This window comes from Allorhodopirellula solitaria (assembly GCF_007859855.1).
In the GTDB taxonomy this organism is placed as follows: Bacteria; Planctomycetota; Planctomycetia; order Pirellulales; family Pirellulaceae; genus Rhodopirellula; species Rhodopirellula solitaria.
The window spans coordinates 203,099-226,588 of the sequence record NZ_SJPK01000002.1 but is presented as its reverse complement, the minus strand read 5'-3'; the positions used below and the strand labels follow the sequence as shown (position 1 = coordinate 226,588).

At 56.4% G+C, this 23,490-nt stretch carries 17 protein-coding genes; 7 read left to right on the top strand and 10 right to left on the bottom strand.

Translation table 11 applies throughout. The features are described from left to right. Window positions 1-70 precede the first annotated feature (70 nt). Entirely contained in the window at window positions 71-619 is a 549-nt protein-coding gene (locus tag CA85_RS04225; protein WP_246112490.1) for a hypothetical protein, read from the bottom strand. Between the two features lie 169 nt (window positions 620-788). On the opposite strand from CA85_RS04225, the gene CA85_RS04220 reads away from it, so the two are divergent. The 5 genes from CA85_RS04220 to CA85_RS04200 all read left to right on the top strand — a co-directional run bounded on the left by CA85_RS04220 (window position 789) and on the right by CA85_RS04200 (window position 7,817). After that, complete coding sequence (locus tag CA85_RS04220) at window positions 789-1,700, top strand: alpha/beta fold hydrolase (protein ID WP_146390412.1); 912 nt, start codon at window positions 789-791, stop codon at window positions 1,698-1,700. Continuing rightward, a complete protein-coding gene (locus CA85_RS04215) occupies window positions 1,697-2,674 on the top strand; it encodes a triphosphoribosyl-dephospho-CoA synthase (RefSeq protein WP_246112488.1) in 978 nt (325 codons plus the stop codon). Before CA85_RS04220 ends, CA85_RS04215 begins: the two co-directional genes overlap by 4 nt. A 146-nt stretch (window positions 2,675-2,820) precedes the next feature. After that, window positions 2,821-4,959 carry a hypothetical protein gene (locus CA85_RS04210; protein WP_146390068.1) on the top strand — a complete coding sequence of 713 codons (2,139 nt, stop codon included), beginning with the start codon at window positions 2,821-2,823 and terminating at the stop codon, window positions 4,957-4,959. Next, window positions 4,956-6,485, top strand: a complete 1,530-nt coding sequence (locus CA85_RS04205; protein WP_146390067.1) for a hypothetical protein — start codon at window positions 4,956-4,958, stop codon at window positions 6,483-6,485. Before CA85_RS04210 ends, CA85_RS04205 begins: the two co-directional genes overlap by 4 nt. Before the next feature lie 126 nt (window positions 6,486-6,611). Then, window positions 6,612-7,817: a VWA domain-containing protein gene (locus CA85_RS04200; protein WP_146390066.1), complete on the top strand. Its 1,206-nt coding sequence runs from the start codon at window positions 6,612-6,614 to the stop codon at window positions 7,815-7,817. 95 nt (window positions 7,818-7,912) lie between these two features. On the opposite strand, the gene CA85_RS04195 is transcribed toward CA85_RS04200, so the two are convergent. Next, window positions 7,913-9,001, bottom strand: a complete 1,089-nt coding sequence (locus tag CA85_RS04195) for a Gfo/Idh/MocA family protein (protein WP_246112487.1) — start codon at window positions 8,999-9,001, stop codon at window positions 7,913-7,915. A 427-nt stretch (window positions 9,002-9,428) separates the two neighbouring features. On the opposite strand from CA85_RS04195, the gene CA85_RS04190 reads away from it, so the two are divergent. Both CA85_RS04190 and CA85_RS04185 read left to right on the top strand, forming a co-directional pair. Beyond that, window positions 9,429-10,331, top strand: coding sequence for a DUF1559 domain-containing protein (locus CA85_RS04190; protein WP_146390065.1), 903 nt, complete (start codon window positions 9,429-9,431; stop codon window positions 10,329-10,331). Next, a complete protein-coding gene (locus CA85_RS04185) occupies window positions 10,331-10,789 on the top strand; it encodes a hypothetical protein (RefSeq protein ID WP_146390064.1) in 459 nt (152 codons plus the stop codon). The genes CA85_RS04190 and CA85_RS04185 overlap by 1 nt, the downstream gene beginning before the upstream one ends. A gap of 133 nt (window positions 10,790-10,922) precedes the next feature. Here the strand turns inward: CA85_RS04185 and CA85_RS04180 are convergent, their stop codons facing one another. From CA85_RS04180 to CA85_RS04145, 8 genes are all read right to left on the bottom strand, one after another. Beyond that, on the bottom strand, window positions 10,923-12,575 hold the full coding sequence (locus tag CA85_RS04180) for a hypothetical protein (RefSeq protein WP_146390063.1): 1,653 nt from the start codon (window positions 12,573-12,575) through the stop codon (window positions 10,923-10,925). 1,288 nt (window positions 12,576-13,863) lie between these two features. Next, window positions 13,864-14,889 (bottom strand): hypothetical protein, encoded by a 1,026-nt coding sequence (locus tag CA85_RS04175; protein ID WP_146390062.1) that lies wholly within the window; start codon window positions 14,887-14,889, stop codon window positions 13,864-13,866. Continuing rightward, window positions 14,889-16,448 carry an AAA family ATPase gene (locus tag CA85_RS04170; protein WP_186774737.1) on the bottom strand — a complete coding sequence of 520 codons (1,560 nt, stop codon included), beginning with the start codon at window positions 16,446-16,448 and terminating at the stop codon, window positions 14,889-14,891. The genes CA85_RS04175 and CA85_RS04170 overlap by 1 nt, the downstream gene beginning before the upstream one ends. 82 nt (window positions 16,449-16,530) lie before the next feature. Next, window positions 16,531-17,616: a hypothetical protein gene (locus CA85_RS04165; RefSeq protein WP_186774736.1), complete on the bottom strand. Its 1,086-nt coding sequence runs from the start codon at window positions 17,614-17,616 to the stop codon at window positions 16,531-16,533. Between the two features lie 177 nt (window positions 17,617-17,793). After that, window positions 17,794-19,014 (bottom strand): hypothetical protein, encoded by a 1,221-nt coding sequence (locus CA85_RS04160; RefSeq protein WP_146390060.1) that lies wholly within the window; start codon window positions 19,012-19,014, stop codon window positions 17,794-17,796. 166 nt (window positions 19,015-19,180) lie between these two features. Beyond that, on the bottom strand, window positions 19,181-20,572 hold the full coding sequence (locus CA85_RS04155) for a hypothetical protein (RefSeq protein WP_146390059.1): 1,392 nt from the start codon (window positions 20,570-20,572) through the stop codon (window positions 19,181-19,183). 47 nt (window positions 20,573-20,619) lie between these two features. Then, entirely contained in the window at window positions 20,620-22,740 is a 2,121-nt protein-coding gene (locus tag CA85_RS04150) for a serine/threonine-protein kinase (protein WP_146390058.1), read from the bottom strand. 122 nt (window positions 22,741-22,862) lie between these two features. Then, window positions 22,863-23,399: an RNA polymerase sigma factor gene (locus CA85_RS04145; RefSeq protein ID WP_186774735.1), complete on the bottom strand. Its 537-nt coding sequence runs from the start codon at window positions 23,397-23,399 to the stop codon at window positions 22,863-22,865. Window positions 23,400-23,490 lie beyond the last annotated feature (91 nt).

The window sequence follows — 23,490 nt, the reverse complement described above, 5'->3', positions numbered from 1 at the left end:
CGAAACGAGGCAAGCGGTAGATGAAACCTTGCTCGCATCGCCGTGGACGAGGCGAAATTGATGCAGCGAACTACTTCGCCGCTGGTGTGACTTTCCCAAACAAATGGCCGCCCTTCTCACCGTGTTGCCATGTGCCCGCATAACGACCTTGGTGAACCAAAACGCGAGCGGAGAACGTGCCAAGACCCGGGATCGCGATCGCGTCCAACGTGATCACGGGCGTCCGCCCAGCCCACAGAATGTCGAGATCCATGGGGAACTCACCATCGACGTCGCCGTAGCGAATCTTCACTTTCAGACGATACCGATTTTTTTCCGCCAGCGGTTCACAGGACGTGATCGTGTAGGATTCTTCCTTGGGAGCGACGTCTTCTTGCTGCCCCATTGTGAACGCCCCGGTGAAGGTCGCGCCAGTCAAGTAACGAGAGATCCGCTTGCCACGTGCGTCCTGCTTGTCTCGCTCCGACCGATCGGCCGCTTCGGAGCTCTCTGGTGGAGTCGATTCTCCCGGCGGTTGTGCTAGAGCAGGACCGCAGGCGAACACCGCCAACAAGAGGGCGAGCACCGCACGGCGGCGCCAGTGGATCGCGGAGATGATTTTCACAGGTCGATTGGACATCCGTCGGTTCCGTTGCGGGGGTGGGGAGGTGGTGAATCGTTCCTGTATTATTGCAGATGGGGAGGCGGGCAGGTAGGTTTTCGCTCACGCAGCCTCCCATTTCCACGACCTCTTTGATGCCAAAGCCTTGAAAACGGAAACACACGAGCAAGAGTTCTCGTCGCTCGCGATGGATTTGTTCCCGTATCGCTCGAAGGAACTGTCTCTCGGTGGCCATACTTTGCGGTACATCGACCAGGCGCCTCCCTCGAGCGGCGAAGGGTCGGGTGATTCTCTCCCCACGTTGCTTTGCGTGCACGGCAATCCCACCTGGAGTTTCTACTATCGCCGCGTGATCGAGCGTTTCTCATCCCGCTGCCGGGTCGTGGCTGTCGATCATCTCGGCTGCGGCCGCAGTGACAAACCGACCGCGGACGAGTTTCCATATACCATGGCGGCGCATCGTGACAACCTGGTGCGTCTGATCGATGAGCTCGACCTACAGAACATCGTGCTGCTCGCCCATGACTGGGGCGGCGCGATCGGGCTGTCCGCTGTCCATCAGCGTCGAGAGAAACTCTCCGGCATCGCCCTGCTCAACACCGCCGCGTTTCCGCCACCTTACATGCCCCAACGGATCGCGGCCTGTCGTTGGCCACTCGTCGGCACGCCCGCAGTCCGCGGTCTGAACCTATTCGCACGCGCGGCGGTCACGATGGCCATGTCGCGAACGAAACTATCGGCCGATGCCACCCACGGCTTGCTGGCGCCGTATGACAACTGGGCGAACCGTGTCGCCATTGATCGCTTTGTTCGTGACATCCCGATGCACCGGAGCCATCCCACCTATTCGGAACTGGAAAAACTCGAAGCCGGATTGCCTGATTTTGCGAACATCCCGATCCAACTGATTTGGGGGATGAGGGATTGGTGCTTCCGCCCAGAATGTTTGCGTCGTTTTGAACAGGCTTGGCCTCACGCTCAAGTGCAGGAGCTGGAAACAACCGGTCACTACGTGATGGAGGATGCCCCAGAGGAAACTCTTGCGACGATGGAGACGTTCTTGTCGTCGCTGGGACTTCCCGAGCAGGCCGCGGCGTGAATGAGCCCAAGTCGGTCGCGGACGGAGTTCCTATCTGGTGTTTACTGGCAGCCTCGGCAGCGCGCCGAGTCGACGCGGTCCGAATGGCGTGCGTCTTGGAAGCGACCGCCCCCAAGGTTGGCAACGTACACCCTGCCGCCCATTTCCACGATTTAAACTACACCCATTTTGTGAGTGCTGCCGACGCGACGGCCAGCATGCTCGCGGACCTGTCCGACGTCGATCGAGTCGGGGCCGTCATTCATTCCGCTGTCACCGCCTCCGTGGTTGCCACCGGCACGAACGTGAACCTCGGTATCCTGCTGTTGCTCGGGCCGCTGCTCAGCAGTGAACCGGATTGGCAGCGCGACCGAACCCATACGCACAGCGAGCGGTTGACGATGTGGCAATCGCAGACCGCGGAACAGGTCGCTCGCATCGACCCTCACCAAGGCGCTTTGATCGCCAGTGCGATTTCAGGTGCGGGGGCGGGCGGCCTGACCGACGCGTCGCTCGGGAACGACCACCCCCTCGATGTTAACGGAAACCATCGGGATTCCTACGACATCCTCGCCGCGATGAGACTCGCCGCGTCTCGTGATCGAATCGCTGCTCAGTACGCAGGCGGTTTTCGCGATCTGTTTCAACACGTCGTGCCCGCACTCCAGCACAGCGTGGCCTCCAGCGGCGATTTACTCAGCGGGATCGTATTGGCTCACATCAACTTGATCGCTGACTCGGGCGATAGTTTGATCGCCAGGAAATGTGGTCAAGCCGAATCAGACCGCGTGGCCCGCCTCGCCAAGGAGTGTTTGGATACGATGGCGAGGCAGGGTGAACGGCAGCGTGTCGAGAGCATCCGCCGTTTCGATAAGGTACTGCGAGCGGACGGCAACCGCCTCAATCCAGGCACGACCGCCGACCTGATTGCCGCCGCAATCTATGTGCTGATCCGCACACAGCCGCATCGTGAGGTCACCGACCGAGTGAGCTGATCGCTATCCCGAACCAGCATAACCCCACCGATTGTAACGATCAGGCTGGCGGGCCTGCCTCACTTTGTCGATCAATTGTTCTCCTTGTGCCGACAAGAGACTAGACTGGAGGAGATCGATCCTCCTTCTCATACCACGAGTCTTTCATGATTCGCGTCATCGTCCGGATATCCCTCACCGCCATCGTGTTGGCCGCCGCCCTGGCCAACGCGGGCGCGCAGGCGCAGTCGCCGTTGACCTTGAGCGTCGTCGAACGCATGATCCAACCGAGAGATCCCGCCGTCGAACAGACGATCCTCCGCGCCCAACGCAGTCCCACGGACTTCGGCCAATCCGTTTCAGCATTGGCCCGGATGGGGGAGTGGGAGGCTGTCGAGGAATTGCTCAGCTCAATCTCTGCTCGCAGATTCAATGAACAGCAGAAAACGGCGGTCGCCGAACAGATCACCGCGACCGAGCGACTGCAGATTGCGAATCGCCCCGAGATGACACCGGCCTCCGTGGAGACGCTCGATGAACTGTTCACGCTGCGTCGCCAGAGCCTTGTCGCTCCCGACCGACTGAGCCAGGCAATTGATGCCCTGGCGCAGCCGAACGCAGACCAAAAGCTACCGGCGATCCGAACACTCTTCGCTGGTGGCGACGCCTCCGTCGCTGCCTTGGTGCATGCGATCGTTTCCACGGATGACTCCAGCAAACGAGACGCCTGGCTGCGGGCCATGCTGCAGATTGACGACCACTCGGGACCGGAGGCGCTGCGGCGTATCGCGTTGTATGGAACCACCGAATCACGTACCGGCGCGACCTCAGCACTCATTCGGATGGCACCCAATGGTCAAATTGAAAAGAGTCCGTTCCTCCACGATCTCTTGATGACCCTGTACCGCACGCCCCCTGCCGATAACGAGGCGACTGCCGATCCCGCCGCCACGCTCGTCGCCGATGCCTTGGCCAATCGATCCGTGACCAGCCCTTCTCGCCAAGATGTGGTTGAAATGCTGCGTTCCGAACTCGCCGAGGCTGCACAGGAGGCTCGGCTCAGCGTCCGTGAACTCGGTCGTGCCGATGTTTGGGTGATGAATCCCCAACGCGATGGTGTCAAGGCACAACGGATTCCCGATTGGGTATTGAAGTTCCGAGATGCGTCGGACGCCGCAGCACGACTCGTCGCCATTGGCGACAATGAGCATCGCAGCGTCGCGGCCCAGCTCGCTGCGATGGTCTCTTATGACGTTGTGGCGGATCCCGACTGGGGAGACGAAAAACAGGTGGCGGCGTTTCGCCGCGATGTGCTAGCGCCCGCACTTGATACCTTGCCGGGGGTGTCTGACATCGATTTTATTCTCGATGCTTTGAACACAGCAACCCAAGCGGGCGATGAACCCGCGGCCCTGGCATGGCTGCGGCTGATCTCACCCCAGCCCAATGTCCCCGCAGCCGCCTGGTTGCTTCCTGTTGGCGACGAAGTCTCCCCGCTGGTTCAGGCCATCGATGACGCCAACACACGCGTTCGCTATGAAGCGGCTGCTGCGATCGCGCGACTGGCACCGACCGAGCCTTATGCGGGTAGTCACCGGGTCCGACAGCGCTGGCAACAGATGAGCGAGCTGAGCGATCGCCCCATCGCGATCGTGCTCGAAAATCGCCCCGACGTCAGAGCGGAACTCGAGGCCCTGGCCAACCAGGCCGGTGTGGAGGCCCAATTCGTTTCCACGGCCGTTGGCTTGCAGGACGTCGCCGCCCTCGGTGAGGACATGCGGTTGATTCTCTGCAAACGCAGACCCGTCGACGCTTCGGGTGTGGAAATGATCGATTTGGTTCGCCGCATTCGTGTCGCCCAAGACGTTCCGATGGTGATCTATACCGATCCGCAGCCGCGAGTGGCCGAAGCGGTCATGCCCAGCGAACCGGAGGAGGACCTTTCGGGGCTCAACGAAGCCGAACTGCAGGCGAGGGCCGACGAAGCCGCGATCAAGCCTGATCGATATGGCGTGATCGGTGGTATCGATAACATCGAGGGCGTGGTTCATCGCGAGCTGCTCTATGGAGATCTCGATGTTGACCACAGCGGTCGCGAAACTATCGACTTGGGCTGGGCCGGGCAACGACGCTGGAGTGACGAGTCGCTGCGAGCGGGGATCATTCGCGAGATGGTTCGCCCCCGCACGGTCGCCGGGTTGTACGATGTCCTGCGGGAAAGTCGCAGCCGTCGGCACCTGCCACCGCTCAGTCCGATCGACCGCACACACTATCGTCAACTCGCCGAAGAAGCACTCGCTCTATGATCACGCCGCTCGGTAGCGACGCGACACGCCCCCAGACGCTCGGAATGCTTCGCTCCCAACGAAACCGATTGCCGCTTGCCCGCGATCCTGCCATCGACCGAGATCGGCGACTGCGGCAATCGCGTTGTCTGCGGATCGGGGGCGTCTTTTGCTTGCTCCTGGTCTCATCATTTGCCGCATCTCTCTTCGCGGCTGAACCGGTCGTGCGCGAGGGCGTCCATCTACGGTTAACGAGCGACGTCGACGACGCGAACTTGCTCGAGGACGTTGTTGCCTCCTTTGACGCTGCCGTGCCCCAGTGGCTGGCGTTTTGGGGGCTTCCCGCCAATGCGGCCGACCATTGGAAGATCGACGGGTATTTGATGCGAGACGCCGACGCGTTTCGCCAACGAGGCGTTTTGCCCGCGACCCTGCCCGCGTTTGAAAATGGGTTCGCCACCCCTTCGACGATCTGGGTGCATTATCAAACGACGCCCTATTATAATCGTCACTTGATCCTGCACGAGGGCGTTCACTCCCTTGCCTTCACGCTCTTTGGCGGCGGTGGGCCGAGTTGGTATAGCGAAGGCACAGCGGACTTGCTCGCAACTCACCGAGGGGGACGCGGTGCTAGCCTCCAGGGCGGCCCCGGGTTGCTTGCCCAAGCGGCGAACTCGTTTCGCATCAACGAGCTGCCACAAACTCCAGACGATGCACCGGTTTGGGGCCGTTACCGGGTCATTGAGGAGCGTCGCGAGTCGGGGGAACTGCCGACCCTCGCGAGTGTCTTGAAGCTTCCGACAGACCTGCACGGTGACGTCGAAACCTACACGTGGTGCTGGGCCGCCGCGATGCTATTGACCTCGTATGACGACACCCGTCCCGCCTTCATTGAGGCGGCACAGAATGGGGGGGATACCTCGCCTGCCTTCACGACTCAGTTTTTTCGCGAAATTAGTGGCCAGTGGCCCGCCGTCCGCGCACGATGGCAGGTCTGGTTGCACGACATGGAATTTGGATTCGACCCTCAGCGAGACCAGGTAGCGATCTCGACCGATGACCCTCGATATGACGGCCGAAATCACTCGGTCGACGTTGCCGCGAACCGTGGTTGGCAGTCGGCGGGCGTTTGGTTTCCCCGCGGCCGGTTGCAATTGCGAGCTCGAGGGGAATGTGTGATCGTCGCGAAAGAGAATCTTCACCCCAGCGACGAGGATGCAGTCGTCGCCCGGGACTGGGTCAGCACGCCCGCCGGGATCACCGCTCACCATCACCGTGGCTACCCCATCGGACAGCTGCAAATCTGTGTTCTGCCCATCCCGCCGGCCGCCAGCGAGAAAGTGGCCGGGCTGACGATCCAAGCTCCCTTTGAACATCGCATCACCCTAGCCCAACTCGATGCCAGCGAGCCCACCCCAGGTGTCCAGACCATTGAAATCGACAGCCCTTCCTGGCTGCTATTTCGGATCCACGACGTGCCCGGAACAACCGGCCGCTACCAACGAGACGACAATCGCGACGGCTATCGCGTGGAGCTAGCCCGCTGAATGCCGAGTCGAATGCGGGTCCAATCGAAAAATCCTGCAAAAATATCCCAATAAACGATTCCCTCGATCGTCAATAATAGAAGGTGCCTTCGCCTTCGATTCTTTTCGCTCTCAGGAACTCGTCCCATGATCCGTTCTCGCGCCCTGCCGGTACTGCTCAGCCTGGCCTTCGCTTGCAACCTATTTGCCCCACCGCTCTCCGCATCCGCTCAAGACGTGACGATCACGATCAATCCCGGGTCGAGTGGCGAAACCGGCCAGAGCGATCAGGCCCCCTTCACGGGTGACCGCCCCGCCGTCGACGTCGCGATCCTGCTCGACACGTCCAATTCCATGGATGGGTTGATTCATCAAGCCAAGAACCAGCTTTGGAATATTGTGCAGCGATTTGCTAAAGCTAGAAAAGCTGGCAAAACACCGCAACTGAGGGTTTCCATCTTTGAGTACGGCAACTCCGGATTGCCCGCCTCCGAAGACTACATTCGCCAAGTCGTGCCACTGACTGACAACCTCGACAAGGTCTCCGAAGCACTCTTCGCCCTGACGACGTCCGGTGGCGATGAGTACTGCGGCGCCGTGATCAACGAAGCCATCAAACGTCTCGACTGGAGCAGTGAACCGAACGCCTATCAGGCCATCTTCATCGCCGGTAACGAGCCGTTCACTCAAGGCCCCGTGAACTATGACGATGCCTGCAAAAACGCGATTGGCGAGGGCGTCATCGTCAATACGATTCACTGTGGCAACTACGACCAGGGCGTCCGTGGCCAGTGGCAAGCCGGTGCCGCGCTCGCCGAGGGAAAATTCCTGAATATCAATCAGGACGAAAAGGTCGTGCATCGAAAGACACCGCAAGACAAGATCATCATCCAGCTCAATGCCGAGCTCAACAAGACCTACCTCTGGTTCGGAGCCGCCGACCGACGCCGGGGTTACGCTACGAACCAAGCCGCTCAGGATGCCAATGCGGGCAGCGGATTGAGCAGTCGAGCGGCGATTAAATCTAGCTCGCTGTACAGCAACGTCGGTCGCGATCTCGTCGACACCTACGCCGAAGACGCCGACGCGATTACCAAGCTCGAATCGGAAGAACTTCCTGTCGAACTGCAAAAACTCACGCCCGAAGAGCGAGTGGAGCGGATCGAAGCGATGTCGAAAAAACGTGCTGAAATCAAAAAGAAACTGGCCGAACTCAGCCGCGAACGGCAACAGTACATCGACGCCCAGGAAGCAGCGTCCGCGGCGACGCCCGGCCCGGCAACGCTCGGTGACGCAATCACCGAAGCGGTGGAAGTACAATTGCAAGCATCCGGTTTCCAAGTCGAGAACTGAGTGAGTTCTGGTCACCTCCACGTCTCGCCCGATGCGGTAACGCGACCCAGGGCCGCCCGTTTGAGACCCAGCCGGTGGCAGTTCGCCCCCATCGGCTACAGATCCACGCGGCGGCCACTCTGGATGCTTTCGTAGATCGCCTCGACAGCGAGGAGATCTCGCAGCCCTTCCTCACCGGCGACGCTACTCTCACGGTCCTCGAGAATGCACTTGGCAAAGGCATCGATCTCGGCGGCAAACTGGTCAACCTCAGGGGCTTCGATTGCACCCTCGCTGGTCTGACCGCGCAGCCCGCCATAACTGAACGCTGGATCGAGACCGAACCAGCCCTTGTCGGCGTAAGCGTGGTACCGATTGACCCCACGAAACGCATAGGACGTCGCGCAAAAACAATTCACGCCGCTGGGCATCTTCATCGTCCACGTGATCGTCTCATCAACCTCCGCAAACTTCTTCGGATCGGTTTTCGTTTCCTGGGCCGTGATCGACTGAGGCTCTTCACCGGTGAGATACCGGCAAGCCTGCAAGGCATACACGCCGACATCCATCAGGGCGCCCCCGCCGGCGAGCTTGGCATCGAGTCGCCACTGGTTGGGATCGCCGATCGTGAACCCAAACCCTGCTTCGACCGCCTTGAGCGAGCCGAACTTCTCGCTGCGGGCCAGCTCAATGCATTGCTGATGGTGAGGTTCAAATTGACAGCGATATCCGATCGCCAGTTTGCGGTTGTTCTGGTCGCAGGCCGCGATCATTTGCCGACATTCTTCGCTCGAATTCGCCATCGGTTTTTCGCACAACACATGCTTGCCCGCCTCAGCGGCACGGACCGTGTACTCCGCATGCATGCCGTTGGGTAGCACGATGTAGACGACATCGATGTCTTCGTTATCGCGAATCTTATCGTAGGTTTCGTAATTATAGATGTTTTGTTTCTGGATCCCGTACTTGTCCGCCCATGTCTTTTCCTTCTTGGGCGTCCCCGTCACGATTCCCACCAACTTCGCATGCTTCGTTTTCTGAAGAGCTGGCGCCAGTTGGTTGGTGCTGAGACTTCCTAAACCCACCAGTGCGAAGTTGACAGTCGACTTCGACTCTGCAGCCAACGACGTATGCACACCGAACGTGCTGGCCGCACCGATGGTCGCGGCGGTCGAAAGAAAATCCCTGCGGTTAAACGGCATCATGGTGACTCTCCGAGCGGATAGGAAGTGAAACACTTTCCAGTCTAACCGATCTCCCCGGGTGTCGCGTGTTTCACTTCAGCGTCGTCGCGAGTCGCCTCAAGCCGACGTCTCTGCTCGCAACCGAGGCCGGTGCGCACCCACAGGAAGAAAGAAATTCTCACTGTCGAACCCCAGAACGTGAGGTATGCTACCATTACCACATTCTTAGCGCGAGCTCGAGTTCTCCTTAGGCTGCCTCATCACAGAGTGAAGATGCGACGAGGTCAGAACCGAATGACGCCATTCCATTTCAACTTGTGCACGTTCATCGAGAAAGCATGGATCCATTTTGGGGAGAGCGGTGTCCTCCTTCACCTCCAGTCTCCTCAATCAACCACAGCTCCTCCCGTTGTCGAGCACCGCATTTCTGTTTTAACGAGGTCTAAAAGTGAATTACTTTCCTTCTCGTCCGATGCCCCGCCGAGGGTTCACCTTGGTGGAATTGTTGGTGGTGATCGCCATCATCGGTATTCTAGTGGGCTTGCTATTGCCGGCTGTCCAAGCAGCCCGCGAAGCCGCTCGACGGATGCAGTGTTCCAACAACATGAAACAGCTGGGACTGGCACTGCACAGTTATCACGACGTCAACAAACAGTTCCCGCCTATGAGCGTTGACGGCTCTGGGAAGATAGGGGTTTTTGTGCGGCTGCTCCCATTCATCGAACAGCAGGCCCTCTTTGACCAAGTCCGCTACGATGGGAACTATGTGCAGAACATGCCAATGGCACGCACCCGAGTCGCGTCGCTGCTGTGTCCCAGCGGCCCGCAAGTCAACTCGGTTAGCACCGCATCCAACGAAGCGAACACTTATACGAATCACTACTATGGCAACTCAGGGCCGATCGGAACCAATGGACAGTCCAATCAGCCCTATGCGCGGGATACATCACGTGAGAGCGCCTCGTTCGGAGAGTATGCCATCGATGGCGTCTTTCATTTGCGTAGTCAACTTCGCTTCGCTGATATCCTCGATGGCACAACCCATACAATCGGAATCGGCGAACTATCCTACCAGAAGTATCCCTTCTATCGCGCCTGGACGCGCGGGCTGTATTGGTACAATGGAGTTGCCCTGCTCTCGAACAAGAATCACAAGTGGCCTATCAATGCTGCCAAAAGCGGCAATTTCACAATGACTTTTAACAACGGCGGCTATGGATCCGAGCATCCAGGCGGATGCTTAATGGGGATGATGGATGGCTCGGTTCGGTTTGTAACGGAATCCATTGGCATGACAGCCTACCGGGCCGCCGCCAGCCGCGCGTCGACGGAAATGGAAGGGTTGAATTGATGAGAACTTGGCAGCCTTTTTGTTTCAGCAGCCTGTCGGTTGTTGCCCGTTCGTTGCGAATCGTCGCGTTCGCGGGGTTCACGTTAGTGATCGCCGGGTGCGGTCCATCAGAACCCGGTCGCTACCAAATTTCTGGCAATGTTACCTATCAAGGTGATCCGGTTCAGCATGGCACGATCATGTTTGAACCCGATACCTCCAAAGGGAACTCGGGGGCCGCCGGATCGGCGGCCATCGTCGATGGGAAATTTGATTCTGCACAAGACGGCACCGGATTCAGTGGCGGGCCTCAAATCGTCAGCATTCAAGGCTTCAGTGGAGAGAACGTCAATCCAGAGTATGCACCCTATGGAACGCCAATCGGCGAAGGGAAGAGCTACATCAAGGCCTTTGACTTCTCCGAGAATGAAGACGTCCAACAGGACTTTGAAATGGCCGATGTGATCGATGCGAGATAGATGGCTCCTCCGACTGCGGCGAAAGCAGTCACTGGAAGTCAGTTGATTGAACCATGACTCAAGTGTCCGTGATGTTTTCGAAAAGTGCCTGTGGCGAACGTCCGATGAACCAGAACCCTGAGGGGTCACCACGTCAATTGGGTTGTTTCACCAACAGGCAATCGCGAAACGCGGCTTCATCTTGCTCTGAGAGCTGCCCTGAGACGCTGAGCATGAAGACCAACTGGCCTGCATCCTCGGGCACTTGAATCCAACCGACTGCGGTTGCCCAGTCGGACGGATGAGAACCGCCTGGTCCGTTATCAACGGTCGGACCGAATCGTTGGTGAGGGGAACGATGCAGCCACTTCCCCTCGGCTGACTTCCAACCAATTGTCAAGCACGCGAACCCGTTGCCTGATGAACGAACCTGCGTGCTGGCGAGGTAGCATTCCCCTGGTTGGACATCGAGGGTTTGGCCCAGCACCCCCGACAGCACGCCGTTGGCAGTGGCCTGAGAGGGCTGATGGGCAAACTTGCCATGAGAGGTCTCCTCTTGCCAAGCCCACCACTGGGCCGGCAATCCCTCAACCGCACCATTTTTCATGTCGCCGTTAGCGAGCAGGTTTGCGTCGCGTTCAATCGAGCCCAGGCGTTCGGTCGCAACGCCCACTGGATCACGGGCGAGCCGAAGTGCCTGTATCGCGCCGGGCATCTTCTCTTCCCAAGTCGGATCGGTCTGCTTTCCCCCAGGCCACCATCGGGCCCGCTCCCCATAGAGCCACACGTAGCCATCCGACGCAGCTAACGCGGCGCTGGCGTTGGCTCGCAGACGTCCAGCGGAGGTACTGCCGTCGCGGTCGATGTACCAGGACGACTCTGGCGGATTGACGTGCGCGTCGAGGTACAACCCGTGCCCAACCGTAAAAATCTGTCGAAATATCGCTTGGTTCTCCGGGGAAAGATAACGTGGCGCCTGCAGCTTGATCGAAGTGTAGGCATGGTTGAACTCGGCTTCACTATTGAATCGATACGCATCTTCATCGCCTTCGCAGATCGAAATCGTGTCGGGGGCCACGTCCAACCACCCGTCGAGAAATCCCGGCAGCAAACCGTAGGTATGCGTCTGGATCGACTGCTCAAGGTCACCCGTTTGGACCGTCGGAATCATGTCACAAAACAGTCGATAGCTCATGATCGTGATGTCGGGGTACTCCTCGGTCACCGCCCGCATGACCTGCTGGCCGCGTTTCCGCGATTGGGCAACGAACTCCTCAAAAGAATACTCGCCGGCGTTGGGCTGGGCGGTGTAGCGAAACTGAGAATGAGGTGGGTGGTAAGGCTCGGCGTCAAACAGGATGCCACGTAGATTGCCCTGTTTGGCAAGCCTCGCCAACAGTCGCCAGTGTTCAGTAACGTTCTCCCACGCGGCATCATCGAACCAATCCACGTCGCCGGGGTTGGCGTAGAGGAAAACGAAGTTCTCGGTCGCCGTACTGGGGGTCGCCGCTAGCAGATCGGCGAGCTCCGCTTGAAAGTCATCCCATTGCCAAGGCTCATCGACAAACGCATTCCGGCATGGAACCGTTCGCCCGTTTGACAGTGTTCGGGTCGGTGAAATCGTGGTCCCGTCAAAAACGTTCAACGCTTCGAAAGCAGCGAGTTCGCTGTGAAAACGCGACGGTGTGGGAGAGTCCCACCCCGTTGCAATCATCATCGGGGACTGCGCCAAGAGGAGGGAACCGGTCCCCAGAAACACGCTCGCAAAGGCATAACATTGAGCGAACCAAGAGAATCGAATCTTCATAGAGATCCACCGAGTAAGAGCGAATGATTGGGCAGGCACCTTTTCAGTGACAGAGTGACTGACCGTGACAGAATGACTGGCGGGCGAGTTGCAGAATTTCATCTTCTTCACCGCGTTGTCCTCCGCGATTTTGCCGAGCATCCAGGTGTCGATGTTGTCTCGGCATTTGTCGTCCAGGTCCCCCGGGCTCTGCGTCGCCAGGATAACGGCTCATCCGGCGGATGCGTAGCTGGTTTGATGCAAAAAAGAACCTTGTTGGCGCACGGTTATTCAGTGCTTGTTCCGGTGCGGTGGATTTCAAATGGCCCCTTCACGCTCCGCAGACCCAATTTTAATGACTCATCCGACGGAAACGTGCGCCCGAGGTTTTCAAGGATCGCGGTAGGGACGGCTGTTGCCAGCCGCCCCCCGCACAGATCCGTACGTGAGCCTTGACTCATACGGCTCCTCCGTCGGGTCAAACGATCGCGACACATCGTGTCGCTACCTGTCGTGATTTCCCGTGACGCTCTAATTGATACTTGATCCGGCACAGAGTCCGGAGCATCGACGCCAATTCGGCAATACTTCCCTTCAGTGAGGTCCCTTTCCTCGACGGACTCCGCCACTGCGGTCGCAGCTTTGTTCACCCGCGTCGACGGTACTACGGACCCATCTGACTTCCTATCCGCGTTCATACCAGCATTGCCCTTATTAAGGTTCGCTGATCGTCCTGGTGGTGAGCCATCACGGCTTGACCCCAGGAGCCGATAGGCTCTCCCGGTTCTCGCGTTTGGAATTTTCCACGCATGCACAGGTTCTTCGACTCCGCCATGTCCAGGGCACACTTGCCATATCGTGTATCCCAGTGTTGCCTTCCCGACGCACATGACACGGTCGGCACATGGAAGACTTGATTTCGGAGCTCAATTAGCTGGCCTACGCTTCCCCCTGCACGGACGCTTAGAACGCACGCGTTACCGCATTCGTCCCTCCGCCGGAGGCCGAAGTGATTGGCTAAACCTTCTTCGTAAGAAACTTTCATTCTCTATTCCAAACCGGTTTTATCCCGGCACTCCATGGCTCCAGTATCCAATGATTGATTTGTCGGAGGTGATAGTGAATGTTAGACTGGAGCTGCCGGGAGAAACGGAGCCGAGCTCTGAAGAGGTGCTGGCTTGGCAAGGGATATCTCGGTCGCCAGCGTTTCCCTGCAAAAGCGGTACGCCAATGGTGTTGTCGGTCCCTGGCGAGCGTTTGTTCGTCAGGGACGCATTTTTGAACGATCATTGGATACGAGAGCCATGCCTCAAAAAACCTTCCGCTGTGCTCTGCGCACGCTTCCGTCGGATGAACCAATTTCAATCGACTGAATACTCTCACGACTTTCTGCCGACAGAAACTTGCTTTCGACGTGGCGGAGGCCATCTTTTTGCATGAGATGCCAGGAGGTACGAACATCAGGTTGATCGTTGTCTCGCGCCACATGACTCATGCTCACACCCCAGCGTATCTTTTTTCGCTTCACTTCGGACGATGTGGAGGTGTAAGTTCCGGCAACCACGTAGCGATCGAGAAACTTTGGCCAAAAGAATATACTGATATTTGATTCGATAGAGTGGATTATGGCGAGGCTTTTTTTCAAATCCTCCGCATTGCTCTGTTGACTCGAGGCCTCAAAACGGCCATCCAATTGGCCATGGATTTCAAAATCGGGGACATCATATCCTGGTTTTCTCGTAGTAGCATTCGCGTAGATCGCCCGCACAAATGCGCGTTCGTTGTCCACCGAGTATGGGTTGATGATTGCAATCCAGTCGGCATGCAGAAGCATCGTACGCAGAAGATTCATTTGCTCGTCAGCGATCAGATGCGGGGATGACGACATCCCGATTCCATTCCAGAACTTGTCCTCGTTTGTATCTTCAACTGGATAGACCGACGGATCACTGATCTCGCCGCTCTCAATCGTTGACCGTGTCGAGACAATACGGCCGATTGGTTCGTCGCGATGCGAGGCGAGCGACTCTTGGAACCAATCCAGGTCGCTTTCAGGCCAATTGCGCATTCCAGGACGCTGCACTGCAACTTGTTGTATCTTAGTCAGCAAGCCATCCGCCAAAAATCGCACATTGTCATTCTCAATTCGTCGAACCTGTTTCCTAATCTCTGGTAGCAGGCTCCCGCTGAAAAGATCGGAGGCAACAACCGGGCTTGGTCCAGTGCGTGGGAACATTTCCGCCGCCAACGCTCTCAGAGTATCGGACCAGACTTTGTCTGACTCGTAGGACTCACGCTCGAAAACTCCTGGAGTGAAAGCGAATTCGGTGAGCATTATCCAAACCTTTCGTAAAAATCGAGTTCGAAGAAATCATCGGGCCAAGGCTGGATGAACTCGCCTCGAACGTCCGCTTCAATCATTTGAATCTGCGTGAAGCCTTTGTCCTGACTAATGTAGTAGATGGCGAGATCATCAGTGGCGATTTTCAATTCTTCCCGAACCGTTCCTGCATGTGTCTCTCGGATCCGGCGAAGAATTCGCAGAATCAAGTGTTCGCTGTGCGTTTCAAGAAGGAATCGATTTCGTTGGTCTGTGTTGAACGAGTGAATGAAAAGATCCCCCAGTTCAGATTGTAGCCGAGGATGCAAATGCAGATCGGGCTGTGCAATTGAGCTAAAGCAAGGATCTGGGTGGATGCAGGCAACGATGACAGGGATGATCTGCGACAACCCAGTGCCAACCTCAGAAGGATGCAGGAAAGGGGATTCGTCATGAAATTGGTCATATTCTGGGACCAATCCAATTCGTCTTTCAGATCGATGCTGCAGTTCAAAGTGCGATTGCATTCTCGCAGGATCTTCGTGTTGCTCAAACGCACGAACATGATCGACACAGTCTTGAAAATCGACGAGCACACGTTGCTTCAGTTGATAACGGGCCCCCAGTCGCTCGCTCCCTAGCCAATAATTGACTTTGTCCAAGGATCTTCTATCGCAGTGCGCCAGGTAATCCCATGCAGCCAAACCATTGCTCCACCTCATTGAGGTGTTGCATGGCATCGGTATCGAATCACGATGAGGGATGTCGCGGATTCCTCCGATTGTTCTTCGCTGAGACAAACGCAGTTTTAGGGTTCGAAACGCTTTCAAAACAAATGCGTTGAGAAAGGTAGCGGCGGGGTCGCTTGGTATCTCTTCTTGCTCCGAAAATGCCTGATAAAAACCATCCTTGAGCGGCGGGTCGTGGTCGTCGGCGATGATTCTGTGATGGATGTTTGAAAACTGAATTTCTCCAGATTGGTCGATTTCACTCAAAAGTGGATGGTTGAGATCTGCGGTCCATTCGTATCCATTCAAATGCCCATGCTTTTGTCGACGATCCACAACATGAACCATTGGTTCATCGTTGTAGCTAACCGTGAAGCCTCGCAAGAACCCTGTTCGCGAGGTCGCATGGTCACGCCCATCTAAGATACTGCTTATCTCAAATTCGATCGATATGCTTCGAAATTCGTCTGGTAGAGAAATCTCGTAGCTTGTTGGCCCACCCCAGTCGGAAGAGCTGGCAGTGTCTTCCATGCTGTTAACCGAAACATTACGGTCGCCCTGAGTTAATTCGCATTCCACCCCCAGCCTCATGACTTGACTCAAATCGTGATTGTGTACCAATCGTTCGAACGAGAGTTCGTTTCTAGCATCGCCGTTCTCCGCTGCCGTGAGATCGCGGAAGGTGGCGGAGCCGGCAGTGAGTACGGATTCAAAGAAATTCAATGCATCCGTGACTGTGCTTTTTCCTGCGGAGTTGGCTCCAAACAGTAGCGTGATGGGCCGAAGCCCCAAGTGAATCCTGTCTCGAACACCTTTGAAATTCTCGATTGAGATACCGGTAATCACTCTAATACTCTGGAGTCAGGTGGTGGATGTGGCAGGTGCGGTCTAGCCGGCTTCATGGGTGAACCATGAAGGTGCCGCGGAGTTACTGTGCGAACCGAAAGCGAACACTTGATATGCTTTCAAGGTCGGATTGTTCGATCATGAAGGAGTAGGGAATCAGAAGTGTGTCGGTATAGACTCCAGCTCGCCCGCTGGTGCCATTTGAGGACGATACAAATCGAGGTGCTAAGATCATGCCTTCATCCTCATAACGGGACCCACCAAATCGGAGTAAAAACTCGGGATAGAATCGTTGCGGCGCATAATTGGAATAGCGTGCCGTTGACTCCTCGTTCAGTGGTAATAAATCTTGCCGGACAATTCTATCGTCTTCGTCTAGGACGTAGAGGTGTAGCTCGGTTGTGAGTATGCACTTGCGAATGTCCTGCAGCACATTTTTGTAAAAAAGGCTGGAAAGGAGATAGACTCGGAAGCGTTCGTTTGTTCCGAACTTGTCGCGCCCAACGCTCAGAAGGATTGGGAGTGGCTTTCCTGAAACTTTAATCTCGGAGTTGGGGATTGACCCAAGGATTTTGGCTAAACGTAGAACCGGATAGCCGGTTGGCATTTTAACTGGGAGTTGGCGTCCCATGAAAACACACGATCCCGGTTGCCCTTCAGATACGGCTCGGAAGACTTTGTCGAGCTGGGGAACGACCTGCTCGTAGAAGGCTTTCATATCGAAGTACACTTCGATGTTCCATGTGCACTTGATCCGGTGATCTTCTTGGATCTCGACGATCGGGCGTACCTGCTCACTGGGTTTTCCGTCTTCGCCGACCAGTCTCGCGACCAACAGCTTTTCCAGCAGGCCGTCGAGGTGCTTTTCCAAGAGTTCTTGGCCCTGTTCAGCGTTCGCGATCTTGGTGAATACTTCCGCAGCGGCGTCTTTTCCTGCCACCGTGCTTTCAATGACACGAATCGCTTCGAGACGTTCTTGTACTTTGCCGCGTTGCACATCAGCTTTGATCGCGACTTCGTACAGACCGTCGGGGCGTTGATTGGGACCGTCGGTGACGTCGTATTCTTTCACGAACCCATCGCTGACCGCAAGTACTCTGTCATGAATGATTTGATCGTTTTCAATCAGCGTTTCACTGTCCAGGTAGGCACCCACCGCTTGTTGCATCGCGTTGATCAGGGCGTCTTTCTTGGCTTCATTTTCCGAAACGCCCACGCCTCGTGATGTGACGGTCAAGATGTCGTCTTGCCCGGTCGCTGATAGAGCAGTTGTCAGCATGCAGAGCAATGCGAAGAAAGGTGCAAATGGTCGCTTCATGGTGATGTTTCGATGGTTTTTCATCTGTCAAAAAGCTCCGCCTGGTTGCACGACAGCTTTGGCGCCACCGTGAATCTTCGTTCCCAGCGGCACGATCAGAGGTTCAGAAAATGTCCCACCTGGCTCGAACGAAATTGGTTGTCCTTCGTGAGAGGTGAGTTTGCTAGCGATTGATTCACCGTCCAAGCCAATGGCAGCTTCGATCTCGCTGGCATGGGTGAGTTGCGGCCCTGCAGAACGGCCGCCGTTGGCATCTGGCTCGTCATCGATACTGCTGCCGCTGGAAATCACGGCGCCTCGATCATTTGGTGAAAATTTCGCCGAGTAGCCACCACCGGGTTCGGGAATTTCTCGTGGGGTGTCGGCAGCAACCATCTCGTCGCTGTTTCCTGTGGAGTTCATCCATGACCGAACCGGTTTGGGGTTGAGTGGTGCCTTCGATGGTGGTGCGGGCGTCGAGGTGACGGTCGTCACAGGACTGGCAGTGGTGGTTCGATTGGCATCGACCGCGTTAGCACGTTCCGTCGCCTGCTCCTGTATTCGTGGTTTTGAACGCAGTGCGGCGTTCTCGGGAGTGGTGCGTGTCGGCGACTTTACAGTTACTTCATTGCTTGGGATTGAGGGGGACGAAACCGGGTCGGCTGGTAAGCTCTGGGATTCTCCGAGCATCTGGGACTGAAACGCACCCAGCTTTGGGAAGCGTGACGCAAGGAATCCTCGCGGTCCAGCATACGATTCGATCACGGCAAGTCCTGCCAAGTAGAAAGAAACAATGACGCCTCCGTAGGCCAGCTTTGCAATCTTGCTGCGTGGACGGCGGGGAATTGTGCGAACTTTGCGAAATACAAAGTCGTAGCTGCGTGCTAATGCGAAAACGGCAAAGGCAACGCACCCGAACGCGAATGATGCGAATGCGATCTGGTAAAGGTTTACACCGGCGACTGCTGGCTTGAGAATGCTGATCAGTGCGGCGATCAGTAGGCCCACAGGCGTCCAGAACCAAACCGGCCATCGGGTGGCTTTGAAGTATCGACCGATGAAGGAGAACAGTCCCAACCGAGAACGCACTCGCGGGGCGAATGTTGTTTCGCGAGGCTGCGTTCGAATGAGAGACGCGTCGGGTGGCGGTGTTTCTTCCCGCAGCGTTTCGCCTGACTGCTCGGTGGGAGCGATCGGTGGAGGCGCTGGGGGAAGCAACGAATGACAGTTAGTGCACTTGGCACCGGATGCCTGTTTGCGCGGTCTCATCACAATACGGCAACGTGGACATCGGGTTTTCGGTTGGTCCTGCATGGCTAATGCCGATTTGTTCATTCTTGAGCACCTGCCAATAGGCTTTCAGCTTTGTCGAAAATCGTGACCTGTGGCGGAAGGTGTCGTTTTGCCGTAGTAACGATCGTCTGGCGTTGGCCTGTTATAGATCTTCGTTGTCGAGTTGTCCGCTGGGGAGGACGGGAACACTCGTGTCGACGCTTCGACCGCTGCTCGTCTTTGACGTTGAGTCGTCTGCATTGTCTTTCATCGTGGGTGGGGCGACCGTTGAGTCATTGCGCTCTTTAACTAGTCCAGCGGATGTCATTCGCTCCGAGAATTGCTGTGCCCGTGTAGTTGAACCAGGGTAACAGATGCAAATCGTCTTTGCCCAGTTGCCGTCTTCGGATATCCATGCTTTGCGGACGATTCCGGGTGGCAGTACTCCTTTGCGAACCGACATAGCAATGTCTTCATTGCTTCGCTCGGAGGTAAACGTTTCCAGCGCGGATTCGATTGTTTCGTTGGAAGTGCGTTCTCGTTCCGTATCCACTGCGTACTGGGTCGATTCGGAGAACTCCTGGCTGACGCTGGAGCTGACGCCCGACGACCAGACCGCTTCGTCGCCACTCAGGATGCCGACGAGGGCGTCACGAGCTCGAGCATCGGCAATTCCTTGAGCATCGATCTTGTTTCGCATGCTCAGTGCCTTGTTGGTCGACTTGGCGACGATGGCGGATCCAAAACCGACAAGAGCCATCTCACCATTTGATTTCACTTGAATGACTCGCCCGCCCACGGGTGGAACGAGTCCCTCGGAAATCTCAGTCATCGCGGCTCTTAGGCCGTCGTTGATTGTGGCAACATCTTGGATGGCCCCCACTCGGCTCACGCTCTGCAGCGTCTTTGGCGTGCTCGCGATCTGGACAGAAACCATGCGGTATTGTGCATCATCGGGATCGGCGGCCTCGTGTACGGAGTAAACAACGTAGCCTTTCAACAGTCCGTTCGCCGTTTGCGAGATCGTCTCTGTGGTGGTCACCCCAGATGTGGTCGTTCCCTCATTGGCATCAGCGATCAGTTTGCTGAACTCTTTGTTTTCCGTTGAACCCTCGCTGGCTACCCCCTCCAGGCCACGGGTCATGGCCATTTTCGCAGCCGTGTAGGCGACAACGTAGGCATTGCGTTGGGCGATGAGCCCAGCGGTCGGATTTGGCTGCTCTTTGTAGACGGCGATACCTTTAGAAACGATGCCATAGCCGCTTCCAAACTGCACCCATTTGAAGTCATGGAAGGAGTCTTGGTCGCTGCTCGAGCCCGCTGCTCGATTCTTGGCAATCGATTTATCGAGTGCTTCTGACGCTGCATTGACGGCGTCCTGCGCCGACGCTGCTGCAACCAAATTTCCTGTTACGACAACATCGCTTGGAGACGTGACCTCCGTGGGACCACCGTCGACTGGGGGCTGCAGTTCGCTAATCGATGGCGGTTGTGCGTTGACGCAGGAGACGGCAATCATGATTGCCGCGAGAGGGAGTAGGTGAGCACGGTTCATTTGGAAACTCCGGGTAGTTGAAGCGGGAAAAGGGGAACTAGAAAGAACTATGGATTGGTCTGAAGTCGATAGAGCGCTTTGGTGAATGCACGTTCGGCAACCTTTTCGCTAGCACCGGTGTCGATTTCTAAACAGCGGTCACCAACGGCGACGAGAAAATCGATGGATGTGAGGCTGGGGGCCAATGAAAGGGCTTCATCCAACGTCGAAACTGCTTCGCTCGTATCTCCAAGGGCGTCATAGCAATTCGCGGCGGCCAGATAGTCCTCAGCAGCGACGAACGGTTTCGACATCAGGTGTTCGATATCTCGCAATGCAGCTTGGCAGGAACCTGACTCCATCGCAGCCTGATATCGCTTGACGATTGCGTTTCGATAGTACTGATGCAATTTCGGCAGGCACGGTGTACTGATCCATGCGGCATGAAGCTTGTCTCGGCGGGCGATCGCGACGCCAATAATGCTTTCTTCATCACGCGCGGCTACAAGGTGTTTTAGATGAACCTGCCCGGCAACCGTTCCTTCGCGACATGCCATTTCGATAGTAGCGGTCGTCGCGCGATGATCATCCAGTCCGATTTTGGCGAGCAGTTCGTGGGATGCCTCGGAACGCACTAACTCATCCAACGCTCGGTTTTTGGCCATCCGGGTTCGACCTGGCAAGTGGACAAGGGTTGTATCATTAGGGAAGTCTTCGAGAGTCACGGCAGAGATGAGTCCATTGCCCAATGAGACAATCCAGCTCTTTTGTTCTGGTCGAGCATTGATTGCGACAAGCAGCTTGTTCTGAATGGGCTCGTCCACGGCAAGTTTCAGAACGGCGAGACGGGTGGACTCGTTGATTTCTGGGAGACCAGCGACATCCTTGTCGCCTACGCCTAACTGGCTAGCGTTCTGAGAGTGAATCCCACGTCCCTGACTGTCGTGCGCCGACCGCGACATCAACATGGCAGTTCCTACTACCGTCGCAGCGATCGCTGCGACGGACAGAAACCACTTGGTTTTTCTAGCCACTCGCTTTGGCACGATATCTTGCGACTGCAGGGAGCCGTTCCCCTGAATCGTCGACAGCAGTTTGGTGTGTGAGCTCAGTACGGATAATTCCTTGACCAGATCCTCTGCCGATGCGACTCGCTTCACTGGATCTTGGGAAATGAGCCTGCCCACTAGCTGACTCAGTGTCTTGGGGATCTCTGGACGCAGGGAATGTACGTCGGGAGCGGCTTGGTTGTGCCGCCGCACCGCCGTGGCGATGAGCCCTTCTTCGTCATCGTTTGGATGAGGAGGATGCCCGCAAAGTAGGTGGAACAGTGTGCACCCGAGCGAATACAGGTCAGCCGAGGCTGTGACGGAACTTGGGTCACGAAACTGTTCCGGTGCCATGTACGCGATGGTTCCTAGGACTTGATTCTTCGACGTTGTCGCTTCTGCCACTCCTTGTTGTTGAACGAGACGGGCCAATCCCATATCCAAAATTTTAACGCACCCAATCGATGTGATTCGGAGATTTGAGGGCTTGATATCTCGATGGATGAATCCCTTGGAGTGCGCGTGTGCGAGCCCGAGTGCTGCCTGTCGAGCAACTTCACATGCGGCCTCGAAGGGCAATAACCTCGATGGATCGCACCAATCGATGGCATCACAACCATCGAGCAATTCCATTGCCAGGTAAGGAATTCCGTCGATTTCACCAGCATCGTAAGCATGCACCAGGTTGTCGTGAATCAATTCGCCATGGTGAGTGGATTCTCTTTCAAATCGCATGCGCGACGTGTCGCAGATCAACTTGTCGAGCGGCATCAGCTTGACCGCCACGTCGCGGTGTAGGCTGCGGTGAGTGGCACGCCACACTTCTCCCATACCACCGCGACCAATCGGGCGGATCAAATCGTAGTTTCCGAAACGCTGTGGTTGGTACGAGTCTTGGGCAGAACTGCGAAATGGCGTCGCCGATGCATCGGATCGAAGCGTTGAATGATCCAGTCCGGCCAGTAGACGTACCGTTTCATCGGCCACGTCATCGAGAGAAGCAATTTGTGACCGACACTTGCTGCAGTCGTAGGCCTCTCGTTCAATTTGCGCGATCGCACCGTAGGACAGCTTGCCAAGCTGATAGTTCGTCAGTGCATCAATCGAAAAGCACTCGTGCTGCGGTTGTGCGGCGTTCATTGTGAGAAACTACTACGTCGGAGTTCGATCATTTCAGGGGAAGACGGGTATGAATTCTCTCTCCCCACAGATACGAACGTATCGGCGCAACATTTGGCTAGAATTTTTCCATTCTTTTGTGGCTATTCCCCAGCAATTTCCCGCAGTCGCTGGAGAACGCGTACCTTCGTTTGCCGGATGGCGGCCTCAGATTTACCGGTTTCACTGGCTAATTGGGCCACAGAGCCACCTTGGACCAGTGCCAAAAAGATTTTGACCGATTCTGGACGAAAATAGTTTGATAGTTCGAGAGTGGCACGAGCGTAGAGTTCTTTTAAATCCGTCTGGTGCTCGCCAGTTGCATCTGATTCGCATTCGAGCGACGGAATGTAGGCCATCGCATCGAGCTCGATCTCAGGTTGCTGACGATGTTGCCTGCGTAGATGATCCATTGCCCGGCTACGGGCCACCGATTTCAACCACGAGCGAAACGACGCCGCTTGCGGCCGAAATTCAAATCGCTTCACCCCGCGCGCGACGGTGACCAGGACCTCCTGTGCAACGTCGTCGATGTCTGAGTCGCGGATGCCAGATCGGCTCAGGTTTGCCCGGATGAACCCAGCGTAGACGCGTTCAAATACGCCCCACGCGTCTGCTTGGTCGCCGATTAGTTGTTCCACAAATGTTCGAGAAGTGTCGTTTAAACGTGCTGAAATGGGTTTCTGCCCTGAATCCTGGAGAATTGAAAGTTCCAATTTTAGTCCGATTTTA